4 protein-coding genes are annotated in these 4,070 nt (G+C 65.3%); 2 read left to right on the top strand and 2 right to left on the bottom strand.

All coding sequences use genetic code 11. The annotated features are described in order from the left end of the window. The first annotated feature begins 73 nt into the window (after positions 1-73). Entirely contained in the window at positions 74-1,528 is a 1,455-nt protein-coding gene (locus V6M39_RS12010; protein WP_332644052.1) for a leucyl aminopeptidase, read from the top strand. 2 nt (positions 1,529-1,530) lie between these two features. Here the strand turns inward: V6M39_RS12010 and V6M39_RS12005 are convergent, their stop codons facing one another. Together V6M39_RS12005 and V6M39_RS12000 are read right to left on the bottom strand one after the other, a co-directional pair. After that, positions 1,531-1,878 carry an iron chaperone gene (locus V6M39_RS12005; RefSeq protein WP_332644051.1) on the bottom strand — a complete coding sequence of 116 codons (348 nt, stop codon included), beginning with the start codon at positions 1,876-1,878 and terminating at the stop codon, positions 1,531-1,533. Between the two features lie 34 nt (positions 1,879-1,912). Continuing rightward, entirely contained in the window at positions 1,913-2,482 is a 570-nt protein-coding gene (locus V6M39_RS12000) for a hypothetical protein (RefSeq protein ID WP_332644050.1), read from the bottom strand. Positions 2,483-2,589: 107 nt separating this feature from the next. Between V6M39_RS12000 and lpdA the strand changes: the two genes are divergently transcribed. Then, positions 2,590-3,969: a dihydrolipoyl dehydrogenase gene (gene lpdA, locus V6M39_RS11995; RefSeq protein WP_332644049.1), complete on the top strand. Its 1,380-nt coding sequence runs from the start codon at positions 2,590-2,592 to the stop codon at positions 3,967-3,969. Positions 3,970-4,070: the final 101 nt, after the last annotated feature.

Genomic DNA, 4,070 nt, shown 5'->3' with positions numbered 1-4,070 from the left:
TGACGGTCGTGAAGGGGCGAGTGCAGCAGATCCATGAACGCAAACCTAGAGGAGCCGTGGATACAGTGACGACATGCCTACCGTCAGCCTCAGCACAGCCAAGCCGATCACCGCCCGCGCCGATGCATTGATCATCGGGATCCGCGGCGACGAGGACCGCGAGGAGTTCGCCGCAGCGCTTGATGTCCTCGGGTTCACCGGCGAGAAGGACCAGGTCGTGGCATTCCCGTCCAATGGCAAGGCGAAGGCTGAACTCGTCGTCGCCGTTGCACTTCCGGATGAGCCGAACGCCGAGGACCTTCGTCGAGCAGCTGCTCGAGGAGTGCGTGCCGCCAAGAACGCAACCAGCATCGCCGTCGCGCTCCATCCCGCCGGCGTCGATGAGGTCGAGGCGATCGCCGAGGGCATTGCGCTCGGCGCATACAAGTACGACGTGTACAAGTCCAAGAAGAAGGGCAAGGGCGCCAAGAAGCCTGAGCCGAAGCTCAGCAGCGCGACGATCCTGAGCGCCTTCGCCCGCCAGACCACCGCGACCAACGCCGTCGAGCGCGCAGCCACTGTCAGCGAGGCGGTCAACATCGCCCGCGACTGGGTCAACACCCCTCCCGCTGACCTGCGACCCAGTTCTTTCGCCGAGGCCATCACCACTCACGCTGGCACCGCTGTCCGGGTGTCAGTCTGGGACGAGAGGCGCCTCGCCAAGGAACGCTGCGGCGGAATCCTCGGGGTCGGCCAAGGCTCCGACAGCCCTCCGCGCCTGGTCAAGCTGACGTACGCGCCCGAGAACGCCGTCGCGCACCTGGCGCTGGTCGGCAAGGGCATCACCTTCGACTCGGGCGGGCTCTCGATCAAGTCCGGCACCGGCATGTCCACGATGAAGCTCGACATGGCAGGAGCGGCGGCTGTTGTCGCAGCCACGGTTGCCATCGCCAAGCTCGGGTTGCCTATCAAGATCACCACGTTTGCGTGCCTGGCTGAGAACATGCCGAGCGGCTCCGCGACCCGTCCCGGAGACGTGCTGACGATGCGCAACGGCAGCACGGTTGAGGTCCTCAACACCGACGCCGAAGGACGCCTCGTCCTGGGCGACGGACTAGCCCTCGCTGCCGAAGCCAAGCCGGATCACATCGTCGACGTCGCCACGCTGACCGGCGCCTGTGTTGTCGCGCTCGGCGAGCGTACGAGCGGTATGCTCGGCAACGACTACGACTTCGGCAAGCGCGTCCTGGCGAACGCGAAAGATGCCGGCGAGTCGATGTGGCCTCTCCCGATCGCTGAGGAGATGAAGGCCCTTGTCACGTCGTCGAAGATCGCCGATCTGCGCCAGCACAACCCCAAGCCGTATGGCGGCACGCTGTTCGCCGCCGCATTCCTGCGTGAGTTCGTCGGCGAGATCCCGTGGGCACACCTCGACATCGCCGGGCCCTCGTTCAACGAGGGTTCACCGTTCGACTACACACCTGTCGGCGGTACGGGCACGGGCGTTCGCACCATCGTCAAGCTCGCACTGGACATGTCCAGCAAGTAGACCTAGCGCTTGGCTGCGATGAACTGCACGATCCTCGCGAGTAGTTCGCGTGGCACGGGCCGGTCATACATGAGTTTGACGGTGTCCGTGTCGGACCGCAGTGGCGCGATTTCGGGTTCGAGATCGGCACCCGCGACCGGGACTGGATAGAGGCCGACATGCTTCTTCCAGCCGGCGTAGTGGATCAGGTAACGGTCGCCGAGAGTCGCGCAGGGCATCTGATAGCGGATCGTCTCGCCTGACCCGGGGATTGCGGCCTTGATCGTCGATCGCACTTCTTCGAGGATCACCTGGACCTCGGAGGGGAACGATGCGATGTACTCGTCGACAGTCTCGAAACGCTCAGTCAAGGGACCTCCGGGGGGGTCACGTCGGTCAGGCAACTCAGTCTGGCAGTCCCAAGGCGCGAGCAGCGTCCTCGACCTTGTCCCACTTCGTACGCGCGCCGTCGAGACGGTCGGGATGCGCCTGCTTGCGCGCCTTGCGGTAGACGACCATGAGCTCATCGAACGACGGGTTGGTGGGCAGCGGGTCGACCCCGGCGATCGACTCGAGAGTCATGATCGCGGCGAGCTCCTTGGGTGTCTGCTTCGCGGGGGCCGGGGCCGATGGCTTCGTCGCCTCGGTGCCCTTGGCCTTGCGGAGGTCGTAGTCGCGCTTGCGCGACGGGATACCCACGAGGTTGGCGTCATACACGGGGATCCCGAGCTTTTTGCGGGCGAAGTCGGCGGCAGCCTGTGCGGAGCTGACCCGGCGGCGAAGGGACTCGCCGTCTGCCGCCACGAGCAGCAACGTCGTCTGCGTCACCGACGTCTTGGGCTCGATGTAGCCCTCAACACCCTTGCGGGACTCGGCGAACTCACGCAGCGCGTCAAGGTCGGACTTGCTGGCGTTGCGATCGGAGATCACGGCGCCACCATCGGTCCGGGTCTTGCGCCCACGGAAGATTCCCATGGCGCAATTGTGCCCGACGGGTCAGCATCGTGGGCTCACCCCAGTGGCAGGGTGTTCGGGTCGAGTGACAAGATGATGATGAAAGAGAATTCCCTTGGGAGGACACCGTGGCGGACGGCGCCGGCAACAACTTCGACATCGTGATTCTCGGCGGCGGAAGCGGCGGCTATGCGTGCGCTCTGCGGGCCGTGCAGCTGGGCAAGTCGGTGGCTCTGATCGAGAAGGGCAAGCTGGGCGGCACATGCCTCCACAACGGCTGCATTCCGACCAAGGCGCTCCTCCATGCCGCTGAGGTCGCTGACGCGACCCGAGAGAGCGCAAGCTTCGGCGTCCTGGCCTCGTTCGAGGGCATCGACATGCCCAAGGTCAACGCCTACAAGGACGGCGTGGTCGAGCGCCTCTACAAGGGCCTGCAGGGTCTCATCAAGTCGGGCGGCATCACCGTCGTCGAAGGCGAAGGCAGGCTCGTCGGCTCCAAGACGGTTGAGGTCGCTGGTCAGCAGTACACCGGCACCAATGTCGTTCTGGCGACCGGCTCGTACGCCCGCTCGCTGCCGGGTCTTGAGATCGGCGGCCGTGTCATCACGTCGGACGAGGCGCTCACGATGAGCGAAGTCCCCGGACGCGTTGTCATCATCGGCGGCAGCGTCATCGGCGTCGAGTTCGCCTCCGTGTGGAAGTCGTTCGGCGCGGACGTCACGATCATCGAAGCCCTCCCCACTCTCGTACCGCTCGAGGATCCGTCGCTCAGCAAGCAGCTCGAGCGCGCGTTCCGCAAGCGCAAGATCAACTTCAAGACCGGGGTGAAGTTCAGCGGTGTCAAGCAGACCGACGCCGGCGTCACCGTGTCGCTCGAGAACGGCGAGACGATCGAGACCGATCTGGTGCTCGTCGCCGTCGGCCGCGGCCCCGCCTCAGCCGGACTGGGCTACGAAGAGGCCGGCATCACAGTCGATCGTGGCTGGGTGCCCACCAACGAGCGCCTCGCCACCAACGTCGACGGCGTATTCGCTGTGGGCGACCTGGTCCCCGGCCTTCAGCTCGCCCACCGCGGCTTCGCTCACGGCATCTTCGTCGCCGAGGAGATCGCGGGCCTCAAGCCTCAGCCGGTCATCGACTCGGGCATCCCCCGCGTCACCTACTGCGAGCCCGAGATCGCCTCGGTCGGTCTCACCGAGCCGCAGGCCAAGGAGAAGTACGGCGAGATCGAGATCCAGGAATACAACCTGGGCGGCAACGGCAAGAGCCAGATCCTGATGACTGCCGGTTCGGTCAAGCTCGTACGCCAGAAGGATGGCCCGATCGTCGGCGTCCACATGATCGGCTCCCGCTATGGCGAGCAGGTCGGTGAGGCTTCGCTCATGGTCAACTGGGAGGCATACCCGGAAGACGTTGCACAGTTCATCCACGCACACCCGACGCAGAACGAAGCGCTCGGCGAGGCCGCACTGGCCCTGGCCGGCAAACCCCTACACTCACACGCCTGACCCGGAGAACCAGAGGACCCCATGGCTACGTCTGTCACCCTTCCCGCCCTTGGTGAAAGTGTCACCGAGGGAACAGTCACGCAGTGGTTGAAGCAGGTCGG

This window comes from Aeromicrobium sp. (assembly GCF_036675695.1).
Taxonomy (GTDB): domain Bacteria; phylum Actinomycetota; class Actinomycetes; order Propionibacteriales; family Nocardioidaceae; genus Aeromicrobium.
This window is presented reverse-complemented; position numbering and strand designations above follow the sequence as displayed.